Origin of the sequence: Vibrio olivae, assembly GCF_042428525.1 — a bacterium.
Classification (GTDB): Bacteria; Pseudomonadota; Gammaproteobacteria; order Enterobacterales; family Vibrionaceae; genus Vibrio; species Vibrio olivae.
Genome location: NZ_JBHMEP010000075.1, coordinates 1 through 643, shown reverse-complemented (window position 1 = coordinate 643; position 643 = coordinate 1). Strand labels below are relative to the sequence as shown.

Annotated in this window: 1 protein-coding gene; it reads left to right on the top strand. The window is 42.0% G+C overall.

All coding sequences use genetic code 11. The annotated features are described in order from the left end of the window. Positions 1–643, top strand: a 643-nt coding sequence (locus ACFFUV_RS23555) for a site-specific integrase (protein WP_390198395.1), incomplete at both ends; no start/stop codon positions are given.

Below are 643 nucleotides of genomic sequence, written 5' to 3'. Positions count from 1 at the left end.
GATTTCAAGTTAAGTGAAGGCCTAGAAAATGATACCAAAGAGAAAGTCGCATTGACAGAGGAACAAGAACAATCCCTACTGTCATTCATCAAGACGGACAATGTGTATCATAAGTATTTTGATGATGTGCTGATACTGTTAAAGACAGGACTTCGTATCTCGGAACTGTGCGGACTGACAGTAGCCGATATTGATTTCAAGAATGAGGTTGTGATTATCGACCACCAGTTACTAAAGAGCAAGGAACAGGGCTATTATATTGAAACGCCTAAGACGAAAAGCGGAATAAGGCAAGTGCCATTAAGCAGAGAAACAATACAGGCATTTCAACGGGTTATGAAGAAACGCCCAAAGGCAGAACCATTTGTGATAGACGGACGGGGCAATTTCCTATTTGTCAATCATAAAGGCAAGCCCAAAGTTGCGATTGATTACAACGCCTTATTTGTCCGTATGGTAAAGAAATACAACAAGCACCATAAGGATAACCCCTTGCCACATATCACACCGCACACGCTACGCCATACGTTCTGTACAAGACTGGCAAGCAAGAACATGAACCCGAAAGATTTACAGTATATCATGGGGCATTCAAATATCAGTATCACAATGAACTGGTACGCTCATGCGTCCATAGATACCG